Source organism: Pseudomonas sp. WS 5146 (assembly GCF_012985495.1).
GTDB classification, from domain to species: domain Bacteria; phylum Pseudomonadota; class Gammaproteobacteria; order Pseudomonadales; family Pseudomonadaceae; genus Aquipseudomonas; species Aquipseudomonas edaphica.
In genome coordinates, this window is record NZ_JAAQWL010000002.1 from 776,281 (window position 1) to 790,246 (window position 13,966).

Below are 13,966 nucleotides of genomic sequence, written 5' to 3' on the forward strand. Positions count from 1 at the left end.
TGGCTTGCAGCTTGTCGCTTGAAGCTTGTCGCTGAATAGAGGATCTATTTTCATGACACAGAAATTTGACGTTGTAGTGATTGGTGCCGGTCCTGGCGGCTACGTTGCCGCGATCAAGGCCGCACAACTGGGCCTCTCGACTGCTTGCATCGAAAAATACACCGACAAGGAAGGCAAACTGGCGCTGGGCGGTACTTGCCTGAACGTTGGTTGCATTCCTTCCAAGGCGCTGCTGGACAGCTCCTGGAAATTCCACGAAGCCCAAGACGGTTTCGCGATCCACGGCATCAACCATGCTGGCGTGACCATGGACGTGCCAGCAATGGTCGGCCGTAAAGCCAACATCGTTAAAGGCCTGACTTCCGGCGTTGCCACCTTGTTCAAGGCCAACGGCGTGACTTCCCTGCAAGGCCACGGCAAGCTGCTGGCCGGCAAGAAAGTTGAAATCACCAAGCCGGACGGCTCGGTTGAAGTCATCGAAGCCGAAAACGTGATCCTGGCACCAGGTTCGCGTCCAATCGACATTCCGCCTGCTCCTGTTGACCAGAACGTGATCGTTGATTCGACCGGCGCCTTGGAATTCCAAGCGGTTCCCAAGCGTCTGGGCGTGATCGGCGCTGGCGTAATCGGCCTGGAACTGGGTTCGGTATGGTCGCGCCTGGGTTCTGAAGTGACTGTGCTGGAAGCCCTGGACACGTTCCTGCTGGCTGCCGACACTGCAGTGTCCAAAGAAGCGCTGAAAACCCTGACCAAGCAAGGTCTGGATATCAAACTGGGCGCCCGTGTTACCGGTTCCAAGGTCAACGGCGAAGAAGTCGTTGTGACCTACACCGATAAAGAAGGCGAGCAGACCATCACCTTCGACAAGCTGATCGTAGCCGTGGGTCGCCGTCCAGTGACCACCGACCTGCTGGCTTCCGACAGCGGCGTGAACATCGACGAGCGTGGTTTCATCCACGTTGACGATCATTGCGCTACTACCGTGCCAGGCGTGTATGCCATCGGCGACGTGGTTCGCGGTATGATGCTGGCGCACAAGGCTTCCGAAGAAGGCATCATGGTTGTCGAGCGCATCAAGGGTCATAAAACCCAGATGAACTACGACCTGATCCCATCGGTTATCTACACCCACCCGGAAATTGCATGGGTCGGCAAGAACGAACAGCAGTTGAAAGCTGAAGGCGTTGAAGTTAACGTCGGCACCTTCCCGTTTGCCGCTTCTGGCCGTGCCATGGCAGCTAACGACACCGGTGGTTTTGTCAAAGTCATCGCTGATGCCAAGACTGACCGCGTATTGGGCGTCCACGTGATTGGCCCAAGCGCTGCCGAACTGGTTCAGCAGGGCGCGATCGGTATGGAATTCGGCACCAGTGCCGAAGACCTGGGCATGATGGTCTTCTCCCATCCGACCCTGTCCGAAGCGTTGCACGAAGCAGCGTTGGCAGTGAATGGCGGCGCCATCCACATCGCCAACCGCAAGAAGCGCTAAGCGAGATAATAAGAAACCACGGCGGAGTTGCCCGTCGTGAGCCTTGCGCGCAAGACTCACCGCGGAATATCCGCTGGACGCAGCCTTGCACAGTTTTACGGGTCTTAAGCCTCGCAAATTGTGCAAGCAGCAGTCACAGGTGGTGCGGCACTCATAATGAGCGCAGCGCCGAATGCGCAGTACCTAACGAAGACGGTAAAAAGCATGAATCTTCACGAGTATCAGGGTAAGCAGCTGTTCGCTGAATACGGCCTGCCAGTATCCAAGGGTTACGCAGTAGACACCCCGGAAGCAGCAGCAGAAGCTTGCGACAAAATCGGTGGTACCGAATGGGTTGTCAAAGCCCAGGTCCACGCCGGTGGTCGCGGTAAAGCGGGCGGCGTTAAGCTGGTTCGCAGCAAAGAAGACGCCAAGGCCTTCGCACAGCAGTGGCTGGGCAAGCGTCTGGTGACTTACCAGACTGATGCCAATGGCCAACCAGTCACCAAGATCCTGGTTGAATCGTGCACTGATATCGCTAAAGAGCTGTACCTGGGCGCTGTCGTTGACCGTTCGAGCCGTCGCATCGTGTTCATGGCTTCCACCGAAGGTGGCGTGGACATTGAGAAGATCGCCGAAGAAACCCCAGAAAAAATTCTGAAAGCCACTATCGATCCACTGGTTGGCGCTCAGCCATTCCAGGGTCGCGAGCTGGCTTTCCAGCTGGGCCTGGAAGGCAAGCAAGTTGCCCAGTTCGCCAAGATCTTCGTAGGTCTGGCCAAACTGTTCCAGGATCACGATCTGGCCCTGCTGGAAGTGAACCCACTGGTGATCAAGGCTGACGGCGATCTGCACTGCCTCGACGCCAAGATCAACATCGACGCCAACGCCATGTACCGTCAGCCTAAGCTGAAGACTTTCCACGATCCGTCGCAAGACGATCCGCGCGAAGCGCACGCTGCCAAGTTCGAACTGAACTACGTAGCCCTGGAAGGTAACATCGGTTGCATGGTCAACGGTGCTGGCCTGGCCATGGGTACCATGGACATCGTCAACCTGCATGGCGGCAAACCAGCCAACTTCCTCGACGTGGGCGGCGGTGCTACCAAAGAACGCGTTACCGAAGCGTTCAAGATCATCCTGTCCGACTCCAACGTCGCCGCAGTATTGGTCAACATCTTCGGCGGCATCGTTCGTTGCGACATGATTGCCGAAGGCATCATCGGTGCAGTGAAAGAAGTTGGCGTTAAAATCCCGGTGGTTGTTCGCCTTGAAGGTAACAACGCTGAACTGGGCGCTAAAGTACTGGCAGAAAGCGGTTTGAACATCATCGCGGCTACCAGCCTGACCGACGCTGCTCAACAAGTTGTCAAAGCTGCGGAGGGCAAATAATGAGCGTCCTGATCAATAAAGACACCAAAGTTATCTGCCAGGGTATTACCGGTTCGCAAGGTAGTTTCCACACCCAGCAAGCCATCGAATACGGCACCAAGATGGTTGGCGGCGTAACTCCGGGCAAAGGCGGTACCGAGCACCTGGGCCTGCCAGTGTTCAACACCGTGAAAGACGCTGTAGCTGCCACTGGCGCCACCGCCAGTGTGATCTACGTTCCAGCTCCTTTCTGCAAAGACTCGATCCTGGAAGCGGCATTCGGCGGCATCAAGCTGATCGTTTGCATCACCGAAGGCATTCCTACCCTGGACATGCTGGACGCTAAAGTTAAGTGCGACGAGCTGGGCGTAGTCCTGATCGGCCCTAACTGCCCAGGCGTGATCACCCCAGGCGAATGCAAGATCGGCATCATGCCAGGTCACATTCACTTGCCAGGCAAAGTCGGTATCGTTTCGCGTTCCGGCACCCTGACCTACGAAGCTGTCAAGCAGACTACTGACGCCGGTTTCGGTCAGTCGACTTGTGTCGGCATCGGCGGTGACCCGATCCCAGGTTCGAACTTCATCGACATCCTGAAGCTGTTCCAGGAAGACCCGAAGACCGAGGCGATCGTAATGATCGGTGAGATCGGCGGTTCGGCTGAAGAAGAAGCGGCTGCCTACATCAAGGCCAACGTGACCAAGCCGGTTGTTTCCTACATCGCTGGTGTGACTGCCCCTGCAGGCAAGCGCATGGGCCATGCTGGCGCAATCATCTCTGGCGGCAAGGGCACAGCAGACGAGAAGTTTGCTGCCCTGGAAGACGCAGGCGTTAAAACCGTGCGTTCGCTGGCAGATATCGGCAAGGCTTTGTCCGAACTGACCGGTTGGGCTGTCAAGTAAGCCTCGCGCTTAGCTGACGCTTCACCACACAAAGGCCACCTTCGGGTGGCCTTTGTGCATTCTGGATTTGCCCATTTTTTGGCAGATTTACTCGGTCAAATGTGGGAGCTGGCTTGCCTGAGATAGCAGTGTGTCAGCCAACACATTTGGCACAGACAGATCGCTATCGCAGGCAAGCCAGCTCCCACAGGGACGGCACTGCCAAATTAAGTATGAAAACGCGACATTTGGATGTCGCTTATCGGACAGTCCGCCCCGCAACAGTGCGTTTGTCGGCTTATTTCTGTACTCTAGCCGCCTCTTTATGCGTCCGCCTCCCAAAAGGAAGCCGCGCGCTAGACCGGTTGGTCCCCATCAGGGCCGGCAGCAGTTCCCTCATCCACAGGGAATCCCTCTCTAAATTCCGATTCAGTAGTGTGGTATTTCCTGAAATGAAAGTGTTGAAAAGCCAGGACATCCTGGCGTTAGGCTTTATGACTTTTGCCCTGTTCGTGGGCGCCGGCAACATCATCTTCCCGCCTATCGTTGGTTTGCAGTCCGGGCCTCACGTCTGGATGGCAGCGCTGGGCTTCCTGATCACCGCAGTTGGCTTGCCGGTGGTCACCGTGATCGCGCTGGCCAAGGTCGGCGGCGGCATGGACGCATTGAGCAGCCCGATCGGCAAGATCGCCGGTGGCCTGCTGGCGGCGGCGGCGTACCTGGCGGTAGGCCCGCTGTTCGCCACCCCGCGCACCGCGACCGTTTCGTTTGAAGTGGGCCTGGCGCCGCTGACCGGCGAAAGCCCGCTGGCGCTGTTCCTCTACAGCTCGGTGTACTTCCTGCTGGTGTTCTTCATTTCCCTGTACCCAGGGCGTCTGCTGGACACGGTAGGGCGTTTTCTCGCACCGTTGAAGATCATCGCCCTGGCCGTACTGGGCATCGCTGCGTTTGCCTTGCCGGCCGGTGATGTGGGTGTTGCCACCCCGGAATACGTCGCTGCACCGTTCTCCCAGGGCTTTATCAATGGCTACTTGACCATGGATACCCTCGGCGCGCTGGTGTTCGGTATCGTCATCGTCAACGCGATTCGTTCCCGTGGTGTTGAGTCGCCAAAGCTGATCACTCGCTATGCGATCATCGCCGGGCTGATTGCCGGCGTGGGCCTGGCGCTGGTGTACATCAGCCTGTTCCGCCTGGGTTCGGGCAGCCACGCGGTGGCGGCCGGTGCCAGCAATGGCGCGGCAGTGCTGCACGCCTACGTGCAACACACCTTCGGCTCCCTGGGCAGCGGCTTCCTCGCTGTGCTGATCTCCCTGGCGTGCCTGGTCACTGCCGTGGGCCTGACCTGTGCTTGCGCCGAGTACTTCAGCAAAGTGCTGCCATTGTCTTACAAGACGCTGGTGGTGATCCTGGCGCTGTTCTCGCTGTTCGTGTCCAACCTGGGCCTGACCAAGCTGATTGCCTTCTCGATCCCGGTACTCACCGCGATCTACCCGCCGTGCATCGTGCTGGTGGCCCTGAGCTTCTGCAAAGACTTCTGGCAGGAGCAGGGCCGTATTGTTGGCCCGGTGATGCTGGTGTCGTTCATCTTTGGTTGCATCGACGCGCTTAAAGGCGCTGGCTTGGCCGATTGGATGCCTGCACAATTGGCGCACCTGCCGCTGAGTGAGCAAGGCCTGGCATGGCTGGTGCCGTCGGTGATGACGCTGGCCGTGGCGGTAGTGGTTGACCGTATGCTCGGCAAGCGTAGCGAAGCCATCGCCTAACCCGCGGTTTCACGCTGTACTGAAATGCCCCGTATCAATCGATACGGGGCATTTTTTATGCCTGCAAGACCACAACGCTCTAAAGTTGGAGTTCGGTCAATGTGGTAGCTGGCTTGCCTGCGATGGCGTCGGTTCAGTCACTGCTGTGTCGCCTGATCCACCGCCATCGCAGGCAAGCCAGCTCGCACATTTTTAACCGTGTTCGTCTTCATCCATCGTATACAAGGCCCCGCATGTCGTTCATCGAAACCAATCAAATCCACCTGCTGGCCGCCTTCTGGTTTGCCCTGTGCTGGGGTGGCTACACCCGCTATGCCAGTTGGAAAGCCCGAGACACCGCCTGCCTGGCCAGCGTGCTGCACCTGTATCGCGAAGACTGGATGCGCCGTATGCTGCTGCGCGATAACCGGATTGCCGACGCCAGTGTGATCGGCAACCTGGAGCGCAATGCCTCGTTCTTCGCCTCCAGCACGTTGATTATTCTCGCCGGTATTCTCACCGTGCTGGGCGCGTCCGAGCGTGCGGTATCGTTGCTGGCGGACATCCCCATGGTGCAGCAGGCGTCACAGGGCATGTCGGAAATCAAGCTACTGTGCCTGGCGCTGGTGTTCGTCTACGCGTTCTTCACCTTCAGCTGGTGCATGCGTCAATACAACTTTGCCGCCGTTCTGGTGGGCTCGGCGCCGATGATCGGTGAGCGGCAGGTGTCGGAGCAGGAGCGCAAGGCATTTGCCCTGCGGGCGGCGCGGGTGATTTCGATGGCGGCCAACCAGTTCAACTTTGGCCTGCGCTCGTATTACTTCGGCATGACCATGCTGGCCTGGTTTGTCAGCCCCTGGTTGTTCATGTTGATGAGCAGCGGTGTGGTACTGGTGCTGTATCGCCGCGAGTTTCATTCCGACGTACTGCAGGTGATGGTTTATACGCCGACCGATATGCCGGTAGCCGAGCCGGCTAAAGAAACCGTGTCTTGATGAGTGGCACCCAGGGTTAATCAAATTCTATAAATCGCAGGCAAAGTAAAGCCCGCTATGTAAGCGGGCTTTCTTTTTGCAGCAAATGCCAGGCTATTAGTTCTTGGCAGGTTCTGCAGGTGCGGCAGGTGCAGCTTCTTTCGCGGCGGCTTCGTTCGATTCAGCCTGAGCTTTGGCAGCATCGGCGTTTTCTTTCGCAGCGTCGTTCACTTTATCCTGTGCTTTCGCCATGTCCTTCTGAGCTTGCTCAGAATGCGCGGCGGCATCTTGGGCTTTGTCTTCGGATTTCTTATCGCAGGCAGCGAGACCGAGGGCAGCGGCCAACATCATGGAAATAGCTAAAGTCTTGCGCATGGGGTGTTTCTCCTTATTGAAGATATCTACTGGCCTTTCGAGCTTGGACGGCCAGCATTAGTTCCTTTTGTTTCAAAGATATATAAAACACCGCTGCCAAGGAACTTTTAGTCCTGTCCCGGCTACTGCGCAAACCCACACTAATAAGAGTCTGCACACATGACCGAAAATCCCTTGTTAGAGCGTGCCACACGCTTTGTTTTGGCCCTGCGCCATTGCCAGGTGCTGGGCATTATCGTGCATGCCGCCAGCGAGGAGGGCATGACGCTGGCCCTGCCTTACGGCCCGCATATCGTCGGTGACCCTCAGACCGGCGTGATTCACGGCGGCGCGCTGACCTCACTGATGGACACCGCCTGCGGCATGGCCACGCTGTGCGTGCTGCCGGAGTTCGAGGTGTGCCCGACCCTGGATTTGCGCGTCGACTACATGCATCCCGCCGAGCCGCACAAGCCGGTGTATGGCTTTGCACAATGCTACCGGGTGACCACCGACGTGATCTTTACCCGTGGCTTTGCCTACCAGGATGATCCTCAGCAACCCATCGCCCATGTGGTGGGCACCTTCATGCGCATGGGCAAGCGCCTCAAAGGCACGCAAGGACTCGGCAATTCGATCAAGGGAGACCAGGCATGACGCATCGATTCAAGACCCGCCTCGAACAGGCCCATGAGCGCGGCGACTATGAGGCGTTGCTCAACCTGGTGCCCTACGCCAAGCTGATCGGCATCGAATGCTCAAGGTTGGGGGATGAGCTGCTGTTTCGCCTGCCGGCCAACAAGGACAATATTGGTAACCCGATATTGCCAGCGCTGCACGGCGGTGTGATCGCAGGTTTTATGGAGCTGTCGGCAGCGTTACATTTGCTGGTATTTACCGGTGCGCCAGGTTTGCCGAAAATCATCGATTTTTCCCTGGATTACTTGCGTGCCGGGCAGTTTCGCGACACTTACGCCAAATGCCAGGTGTGGCGCCAAGGCCGCCGGGTGGCGAATGTGGCGATCACCGCCTGGCAAAGCACCGCCGCTGAGCCGATTGCCACCGCTCGCGCACATTTCAAAATTGAGGAATTGGTGCGCCCTTGAAATCCTGGTCTTAGCCCCCAACTTTGATGACAACCCGCCGCCAACCCTTTCGGGCGCGGCCACTGCCATCCAATTGGAGTTTGATGACCATGAGTGTGGAAACTCAAAAGGAAACCCTGGGCTTCCAGACCGAGGTGAAGCAACTGCTGCACCTCATGATCCATTCGCTGTATTCCAACAAGGAAATCTTCCTTCGCGAATTGATCTCGAACGCCTCTGACGCTGTCGACAAATTACGTTTCGAAGCCCTCTCCAAGCCTGAGTTGCTGGAAGGTGGCGCCGAACTGAAAATCCGTGTGAGCTTCGACAAGGACGCCAAGACCGTCACCCTCGAAGACAACGGCATCGGCATGAGCCGCGAAGACGCGATTACCCATCTGGGTACCATCGCCAAATCCGGCACCGCAGACTTCATGAAGAACCTGTCGGGCGACCAGAAGAAAGATTCGCACCTGATCGGCCAGTTCGGCGTGGGCTTCTATTCGGCCTTCATCGTCGCCGACAAGGTTGAAGTATTCAGCCGCCGCGCCGGCCTTGACGCCAGCGAAGGCGTGCACTGGGCCTCCAAAGGTGAGGGCGAGTTCGAAATCGCCACTATCGACAAGGCTGACCGTGGCACGCGTATCGTGCTGCACCTCAAAGCCGCTGAAGATGAATTCGCCGACGGCTACCGCCTGCGCAATATCATCAAGAAATACTCCGACCACATCGCTTTGCCGATCGAACTGCCGAAAGAACAAGCGGCTGTCGAGGGCGAAGAGAAACCTGCCCAGGAATGGGAAGTGGTCAACCGTGCCAGCGCCTTGTGGACCCGCCCTCGTACCGAAGTCAAAGACGAGGAGTACCAGGAGTTCTATAAGCACATCGCTCACGACTACGAGAACCCGCTGAGCTGGAGCCACAACAAGGTCGAAGGCAAGCTGGAATACAGCTCGCTGCTTTATGTACCTGCCCGTGCCCCATTCGATCTGTACCAGCGTGAGGCGCCAAAAGGCCTGAAACTGTACGTGCAGCGTGTGTTCGTGATGGACCAGGCGGAATCGTTCCTGCCGCTGTACCTGCGCTTCATCAAAGGTGTGGTCGACTCCAACGACCTGTCGCTGAACGTGTCGCGGGAAATCCTGCAGAAAGACCCGATCATCGACTCCATGAAGTCGGCGCTGACCAAGCGCGTGCTCGACATGCTGGAAAAACTGGCGAAGAACGAGCCTGAGCAATACAAGGGCTTCTGGAAAAACTTCGGCCAGGTCATGAAAGAAGGCCCGGCAGAAGATTTCGCCAACAAGGAAAAAATCGCCGGCCTGCTGCGTTTTGCCTCGACTCAGGGTGACGACGGCGAGCAGATCGTGTCGTTGGCCGAGTACCTGGCACGCGCCAAGGAAGGTCAGGACAAGATCTACTACCTGACCGGCGAAACCTACGCCCAGGTCAAGAACAGCCCGCACCTGGAAGTCTTCCGCAAGAAAGGCATCGAAGTGCTGCTGTTGACCGACCGTATCGACGAGTGGCTGATGAGCTACCTCAGCGAGTTCGACGGCAAGACCTTCGTCGACGTGGCCCGTGGTGACCTGGACCTGGGTAACCTGGACTCCGAAGAAGAGAAGAAGGAAGCCGAAGAAGTCGCCAAGGCCAAAGAAGGCCTGGTTGAGCGGATCAAGACTGCCTTGGGCGATGCCGTCAGCGAAGTGCGGGTTTCCCACCGTCTGACCGACTCTCCGGCGATTCTGGCCATCGGTGAGCAGGACCTGGGCATGCAGATGCGTCAGATCCTCGAAGCCAGCGGGCAGAAAGTGCCGGATTCCAAGCCGATCTTCGAATTCAACCCGGCTCACCCGCTGATCGAGAAACTCGATGGCGAGCAGAGTGAAGAGCGTTTTGGCGACCTGTCGCACATCCTCTTCGACCAGGCAGCCCTGGCTGCCGGTGACAGCCTTAAAGATCCGGCCGCGTATGTGCGCCGCCTGAACAAGCTGTTGGTTGAACTGTCGGTTTAACACCGTTGTAGAAAAACCCGCTTCGGCGGGTTTTTTCGTTCTAACGCACCTCAACTGGAGTAAATGATGAGCCAAGTCACTGTACGTTCCGTGGTCTATCAGATTGATGGCCAGTCTTATGAAAGCCGCCTGGCGTTCGATGCCAGCCACAAAGGCCCGCTGCCGGGCCTGCTGATGGCGCCGAACTGGATGGGGGTGAGTGCGGGTGCCGAGGAAATCGCCAAGAGCGTGGCCAGCCAAGGCTACGTGGTACTGATCGCCGACCTGTACGGGCAGACCGTGCGCCCGACGAATGGCGATGAAGCCGGCGCTGCGATGATGCCGTTGAAGAACGATAACCCGGCGCTGCTCAAGCGCATGCAGGCGGCCTTTGAGCAACTGCAAAGCCAGACCGAAGCGGCCGTTGATACCTCGAAGCTGGCGACCTTCGGTTTCTGCTTTGGTGGTTTCTGCTCGCTGGAGCTGGCACGTACCGGTGCGCCGTTGAAGGCTGCTGTGTCGTTCCACGGCACGATCGACACACAAAACCCGGCAGGTGCCAAGCACGTCAAGGGTTCGGTGCTGGTGCTGCACGGCGCGTCCGATCCGTTGGTGCCGAAAGAGCAACTGCCGGCGTTTGAGCAAGAAATGAACGCCGCCGGTGTGGATTGGCAACTGCTGAGCTACGGCGGCGCGGTGCATTCCTTTACTGACCCGCACGCCAATGTGCCGGGCAAGATGATGTACGACGCGAAGACGGCCAAGCGTGCGTTCCAGTCGATGCATAACTTGCTGGATGAAGTGTTCAAGGGCTAAAGCTCTAGCGCCTGTTCCGGCCTCATCGCAGGCAAGCCAGCTCCCACACTTTGAACTGTGAAAACAGTCGACAGGTTGGAGCTGGCTTGCCTGCGATAGCTATCTGACAGGCAACTCGATTCTTTCTGACTCACCCGGCACCGTCGGCCAATCCCCGGCCGCCCAGCGCTGCCTGGCCTGTTCAATCACCGCCGGATCGCTCGCGACAAAATTCCAATTGATCCGCCGTGGCCCATCCAGCGGCGCGCCGCCGAACACCACCACGTGGCAATCGCTTTCGGCAAACAAGGTCATTTCCTGCCCGCTCGGCAATACCACCAGGCTATGCGCCTCCACTGCCTCACCGTCCAACTGCACCTCGCCGTCCAGCACATACACCGCGCGCTCCTCATGCTCATCCGGGATCAGCAGCGTCGTGGCCGTGTGCATCTGCACCTCGGCATATAACGTAGGCGACAGCACCGGCACCGGCGATTTAAGGCAGAAGCCCGCGCCTGCGATCAGGCGAATCTGCACGCCCAGGTTATCGCTCACCGGCAGGCTTGCCGCCGGGTGATAGCTGTAGTGGCCCGGCCCGGTTTCATGGTCCTTGGGCGAGGCCAGCCACACCTGCAGGCCGTGCAGGCTGAAACCACTGGCCTTGAGGGCTTCGGGCGTGCGCTCGACGTGGGCAATTGCGCTGCCGGCGGTCATCCAGCTGACGTCGCCGGCTTGCACTACCTGGTCCGAGCCCAGGCTGTCCTTGTGTTGCAGGGCGCCTTCGAACAGGTAGGTGAGGGTGGACAGCCCGATATGCGGGTGCTGGCGGATATTCATGCCGGTGCCGGGTGCATAGCGGGTCGACAACATATGGTCGAAAAACACAAAAGGCCCGACGCTGCGGCATTCGCGTGACGGCAGCGGTCGCAGGATCGGCTGGCCTTCGACGTCTTCGGCGCGCGGGCGGATCACGGTGAGGGTGGTCATGGGGCGTCCCTGTCTGAGCGGGTTAGGTGCTACTGAGCATAACCCGCTCGACGGGAGGTTGGGGCTACTGGCTGAAAGCGCCTTCGGACAGTTTGGTTTCGATGGTGACGTCGGCGGTGGTCATCAGCTTGTGTACCGGGCACTTATCGGCGACGCGATGCAGTTCATCGCGCTGCTCATCGCTGAGTACGCCCTTGAGCGTCAGCTTGACGTTGAGCTTGTACTTGCCTTTTTGCTCCTCTGAGCTGTCGTGGGTAACTTCCACGGTGACGCCGGTGAGCGGGATGTCTTTTTTCTGCGCGTAGAGCTTGACGGTCAGCGCCTTGCACGAGGCCAGGGCGGCGTCGAAATAATCGTGGGGCGAGGGCGCCGAATCATCACCGCCCAGGCTCTTGGGCAGGTCGGTGAACAGTTCGTGGTTGTTGATGTTCACGCTGTGGCGAAAGTTGTCGTGGTTAAGCGTATTGACGGTAACAGGCATGGCAAACCTCACGAGGGCAGTAAAAGGTCATGCAGTTATAGAGCATGCTGGCACTTCAGTGTTCCGTGTTTTTTCCAATGGCTGCCCGCGCGATTGCCAAGCGCGTTGATATCGCGTTTTCGTCTTACGCAAACGCGACAAAGGGCCGATACCTTTCAGGAGACCTGCTGCAGGTGGATGCAGCGCATTCGGAAGGAATCCAGGCATGAGTATCCGTAGTTTGAATATCGCCCCGCGCGCAGGCTTAGGCTTTGGCGTGCTGGCATTGATGGTGTTTGCCCTGGGCGGCTTCGCCCTGCTGCAGATGGCCAATATGCGCCAGCAGTCCGATCAGGTGGAGAACAACTGGCTGCCCAGCGTGATGGCGGTGGGGGAGATGAGCCAGGACCTGTTGCGGGTGCGTGCCCTCACCCTGCGTTTGGTGGTCAACCGTGACCCGCAGGCGCTGGCGCAGAACGAACAGAAGCTCACCGACCTGAAAAACGGCCTGCACCATGCGCAGACGCTCTACGAAGGGTTGATCGTACTGCCCGAAGAGCGTGTACTGTTTGATCGTTTCAAAAACCAGGAGCAGCAATACCTGCAACGTCAGGAGCAGGTGATGGCGTTTTCCAAGGCCAACCAGCTGGAGGATGCGGTCAGGATCGTCAATGGGGAGATGAATCAACTGGCCGATGAGATGGCCGCGACCCTGCACGACCTGGTCGCCTTGAACAAGGCCAGTGCCAACCAGGCCGCGAACCTCGCGCAGAGCGTATTCACCCAATCGCGCACATGGGTGGTTGGCATGATAGTGCTCACAGCATTGATCACCATTGGCCTGGCGGTATGGCTGACCCGCAGCATCGTGCTGCCGTTGGCGCAGTCGCTGAAGGTTGCCCAGGGCGTGGCAGGCGGCGACCTCACTGGTGAGATCAACGTAACCGGCAACGATGAACCCGCGCGCTTGCAGCAGGCGCTCAAGGGCATGCAGGAGAACCTGCGCGACACCATTCGACGGATTGCCGAGTCTTCGAACCAATTGGCCTCGGCTTCTGAAGAACTCAGTTGTGTGACTGAAGATGCGACCCGTGGTTTGCACCAGCAGAACCAGGAAATTGAACAGGCGGCCACGGCGGTCAACCAGATGACCGCGGCGGTGGAGGAGGTGGCGAGCAATGCGGTGGCCACGTCACAGGCGTCCCGTGAGTCTGACCGCATTGCCCAGCGTGGGCGCGAGCAGGTGCATCAGACCGTGGTGTCGATTGAAGCGCTGGCCGATGACGTCACATCCAACGCGACCCAGGTTGAGGACTTGGCGCAGAAGGTCTATGGCATCAGCAAGGTGTTGGATGTGATTCGCTCGATTGCCGAGCAGACCAACTTGCTGGCGCTGAATGCCGCGATCGAAGCGGCGCGCGCGGGCGATGCCGGACGTGGGTTTGCGGTGGTGGCCGATGAAGTGCGGGCACTGGCCCATCGCACGCAGCAGTCGACTCAGGAAATAGAATTGATGATAAGCGGGATTCAGCAAGGCACCGATCAAGCTGTCAGTTCGATGCAGCAGAGCAATACGCGGGCGCGCTCTACGTTGGATATCGCCAAGTCGGCGGGCACGGCGTTGGAGGAGATTGCGTCGGCCTTTACCTTGATCAACGAGCGCAACCTGGTGATTGCGAGTGCCTCGGAGCAGCAGGCAGCGGTGGCGCGGGAGGTGGATCGCAATTTGATGAATATTCGCGACCTGGCGCATCAGACGTCGACGGGCGCTAACCAGACCAGTGCGGCGAGCCAGGAGTTGTCGCGGTTGGCGGTGGACCTGAATACCATGGTGGCGCGGTTTTCGGTGTAG

At 58.5% G+C, this 13,966-nt stretch carries 13 protein-coding genes and 1 pseudogene; 11 read left to right on the forward strand and 3 right to left on the reverse strand.

Translation table 11 applies throughout. From position 1 onward, the window contains the following. Positions 1-52 precede the first annotated feature (52 nt). The 5 genes from lpdA to HBO41_RS08245 all read left to right on the forward strand — a co-directional run bounded on the left by lpdA (position 53) and on the right by HBO41_RS08245 (position 6,460). Complete coding sequence (lpdA, locus tag HBO41_RS08225) at positions 53-1,489, forward strand: dihydrolipoyl dehydrogenase (protein WP_017134447.1); 1,437 nt, start codon at positions 53-55, stop codon at positions 1,487-1,489. A gap of 204 nt (positions 1,490-1,693) precedes the next feature. Further along, positions 1,694-2,860: an ADP-forming succinate--CoA ligase subunit beta gene (gene sucC / locus HBO41_RS08230; protein ID WP_003210567.1), complete on the forward strand. Its 1,167-nt coding sequence runs from the start codon at positions 1,694-1,696 to the stop codon at positions 2,858-2,860. After that, on the forward strand, positions 2,860-3,741 hold the full coding sequence (sucD, locus tag HBO41_RS08235) for a succinate--CoA ligase subunit alpha (RefSeq protein ID WP_056859731.1): 882 nt from the start codon (positions 2,860-2,862) through the stop codon (positions 3,739-3,741). Before sucC ends, sucD begins: the two co-directional genes overlap by 1 nt. A 431-nt stretch (positions 3,742-4,172) precedes the next feature. Then, positions 4,173-5,486 (forward strand): branched-chain amino acid transport system II carrier protein, encoded by a 1,314-nt coding sequence (brnQ, locus tag HBO41_RS08240; protein ID WP_169985745.1) that lies wholly within the window; start codon positions 4,173-4,175, stop codon positions 5,484-5,486. A 233-nt stretch (positions 5,487-5,719) separates the two neighbouring features. Beyond that, positions 5,720-6,460 carry a DUF599 domain-containing protein gene (locus HBO41_RS08245; protein ID WP_017134479.1) on the forward strand — a complete coding sequence of 247 codons (741 nt, stop codon included), beginning with the start codon at positions 5,720-5,722 and terminating at the stop codon, positions 6,458-6,460. A 96-nt stretch (positions 6,461-6,556) separates the two neighbouring features. On the opposite strand, the gene HBO41_RS08250 is transcribed toward HBO41_RS08245, so the two are convergent. Then, positions 6,557-6,814, reverse strand: a complete 258-nt coding sequence (locus tag HBO41_RS08250; protein WP_017134478.1) for a hypothetical protein — start codon at positions 6,812-6,814, stop codon at positions 6,557-6,559. Between the two features lie 159 nt (positions 6,815-6,973). On the opposite strand from HBO41_RS08250, the gene HBO41_RS08255 reads away from it, so the two are divergent. From HBO41_RS08255 to HBO41_RS08270, 4 genes are all read left to right on the forward strand, one after another. Then, positions 6,974-7,450: a PaaI family thioesterase gene (locus HBO41_RS08255; protein WP_017134477.1), complete on the forward strand. Its 477-nt coding sequence runs from the start codon at positions 6,974-6,976 to the stop codon at positions 7,448-7,450. Further along, positions 7,447-7,899 (forward strand): PaaI family thioesterase, encoded by a 453-nt coding sequence (locus HBO41_RS08260; RefSeq protein ID WP_017134476.1) that lies wholly within the window; start codon positions 7,447-7,449, stop codon positions 7,897-7,899. Before HBO41_RS08255 ends, HBO41_RS08260 begins: the two co-directional genes overlap by 4 nt. A gap of 89 nt (positions 7,900-7,988) precedes the next feature. Next, entirely contained in the window at positions 7,989-9,893 is a 1,905-nt protein-coding gene (htpG, locus tag HBO41_RS08265) for a molecular chaperone HtpG (RefSeq protein ID WP_169985747.1), read from the forward strand. A gap of 66 nt (positions 9,894-9,959) precedes the next feature. Further along, the gene (locus tag HBO41_RS08270; protein WP_099549023.1) at positions 9,960-10,688 is read left to right on the forward strand and encodes a dienelactone hydrolase family protein; all 729 of its coding nucleotides are present in this window, start codon (positions 9,960-9,962) and stop codon (positions 10,686-10,688) included. 99 nt (positions 10,689-10,787) lie between these two features. Here HBO41_RS08270 and HBO41_RS08275 read toward each other — a convergent pair whose 3' ends face one another. Both HBO41_RS08275 and HBO41_RS08280 read right to left on the reverse strand, forming a co-directional pair. Next, the gene (locus tag HBO41_RS08275; RefSeq protein WP_169985749.1) at positions 10,788-11,654 is read right to left on the reverse strand and encodes a pirin family protein; all 867 of its coding nucleotides are present in this window, start codon (positions 11,652-11,654) and stop codon (positions 10,788-10,790) included. A gap of 64 nt (positions 11,655-11,718) precedes the next feature. Next, the gene (locus HBO41_RS08280; RefSeq protein ID WP_099549021.1) at positions 11,719-12,135 is read right to left on the reverse strand and encodes an OsmC family protein; all 417 of its coding nucleotides are present in this window, start codon (positions 12,133-12,135) and stop codon (positions 11,719-11,721) included. Between the two features lie 205 nt (positions 12,136-12,340). On the opposite strand from HBO41_RS08280, the pseudogene HBO41_RS29780 reads away from it, so the two are divergent. Continuing rightward, positions 12,341-13,111 (forward strand): annotated as a pseudogene (locus HBO41_RS29780) (MCP four helix bundle domain-containing protein); the annotation flags it as partial. Further along, complete coding sequence (locus HBO41_RS29785; RefSeq protein ID WP_371318486.1) at positions 13,103-13,966, forward strand: methyl-accepting chemotaxis protein; 864 nt, start codon at positions 13,103-13,105, stop codon at positions 13,964-13,966. The pseudogene HBO41_RS29780 and the gene HBO41_RS29785, both read left to right, overlap by 9 nt.

What these genes read in the sequence shown, in the direction of transcription:
- lpdA (WP_017134447.1), top strand. Translation starts at nt 53, where the DNA reads ATGACACAGAAATTTGACGTTGTAGTGATTGGTGCCGGTCCTGGCGGC.
- sucC (WP_003210567.1), top strand. Translation starts at nt 1,694, where the DNA reads ATGAATCTTCACGAGTATCAGGGTAAGCAGCTGTTCGCTGAATACGGC.
- sucD (WP_056859731.1), top strand. Translation starts at nt 2,860, where the DNA reads ATGAGCGTCCTGATCAATAAAGACACCAAAGTTATCTGCCAGGGTATT.
- brnQ (WP_169985745.1), top strand. Translation starts at nt 4,173, where the DNA reads ATGAAAGTGTTGAAAAGCCAGGACATCCTGGCGTTAGGCTTTATGACT.
- HBO41_RS08245 (WP_017134479.1), top strand. Translation starts at nt 5,720, where the DNA reads ATGTCGTTCATCGAAACCAATCAAATCCACCTGCTGGCCGCCTTCTGG.
- HBO41_RS08250 (WP_017134478.1), bottom strand. Translation starts at nt 6,814, where the DNA reads ATGCGCAAGACTTTAGCTATTTCCATGATGTTGGCCGCTGCCCTCGGT.
- HBO41_RS08255 (WP_017134477.1), top strand. Translation starts at nt 6,974, where the DNA reads ATGACCGAAAATCCCTTGTTAGAGCGTGCCACACGCTTTGTTTTGGCC.
- HBO41_RS08260 (WP_017134476.1), top strand. Translation starts at nt 7,447, where the DNA reads ATGACGCATCGATTCAAGACCCGCCTCGAACAGGCCCATGAGCGCGGC.
- htpG (WP_169985747.1), top strand. Translation starts at nt 7,989, where the DNA reads ATGAGTGTGGAAACTCAAAAGGAAACCCTGGGCTTCCAGACCGAGGTG.
- HBO41_RS08270 (WP_099549023.1), top strand. Translation starts at nt 9,960, where the DNA reads ATGAGCCAAGTCACTGTACGTTCCGTGGTCTATCAGATTGATGGCCAG.
- HBO41_RS08275 (WP_169985749.1), bottom strand. Translation starts at nt 11,654, where the DNA reads ATGACCACCCTCACCGTGATCCGCCCGCGCGCCGAAGACGTCGAAGGC.
- HBO41_RS08280 (WP_099549021.1), bottom strand. Translation starts at nt 12,135, where the DNA reads ATGCCTGTTACCGTCAATACGCTTAACCACGACAACTTTCGCCACAGC.
- HBO41_RS29785 (WP_371318486.1), top strand. Translation starts at nt 13,103, where the DNA reads ATGCAGGAGAACCTGCGCGACACCATTCGACGGATTGCCGAGTCTTCG.